We start from the raw sequence: 472 nt of genomic DNA, 5'->3' as shown, positions 1-472 counted from the left end.
CCCTGCGCCTCGGTGGCCGTGTCGTCGTCCGGCTCGGCCGGGGCGGGGTAGAGGTCTTCGACCGGCGTGCCGAGCACGTCCTCGCGGCACAGCCCGGTCATGCGCTCGAACGCGGGGTTGGCGTCCACCACATGGTGGTCGGAATCCAGGATCAGCACCGCCTCGTAGCTGTGCTCGAACACGCTGGCGGCGATGCCCAGGCGCATCTCGGCCTCCTTGATGCCGCGCAGATCGGTCAGGAAGCCCACGAACAGCGGGCCGTCTGGCGTGTCCGCGCGGCCGATGGCCAGCCGCAGGGGCACGGCGCTGCCGTCGCGGTGCAGGCCGGCCACCTCGCGGCCCGTGCCGATGATGCGGGCCTCGCCGGTGGCCAGGTAGCGCTGCAGGTAGCCGTCGTGCGCCGGGGCGTGCGGCGCGGGCATCAGCATGCGGACGTTGCGGCCGAGCACCTCGGCGGCCGGGTAGCCGAAGA

At 73.5% G+C, this 472-nt stretch carries 1 protein-coding gene; it reads right to left on the bottom strand.

Annotation, left to right across the window (positions count from 1 at the left end; genetic code table 11):
- The coding region (locus tag E4T88_RS18880) for a PAS domain-containing protein (protein ID WP_135107563.1) at window positions 1–472 on the bottom strand (472 nt) is incomplete at both ends.

This window comes from Dysgonomonas mossii (assembly GCF_004569505.1).
Taxonomy (GTDB): Bacteria; Bacteroidota; Bacteroidia; order Bacteroidales; family Dysgonomonadaceae; genus Dysgonomonas.
The sequence above is the reverse complement of the archived record's forward strand: the minus strand, read 5'-3'. Positions and strand labels throughout refer to the sequence as shown.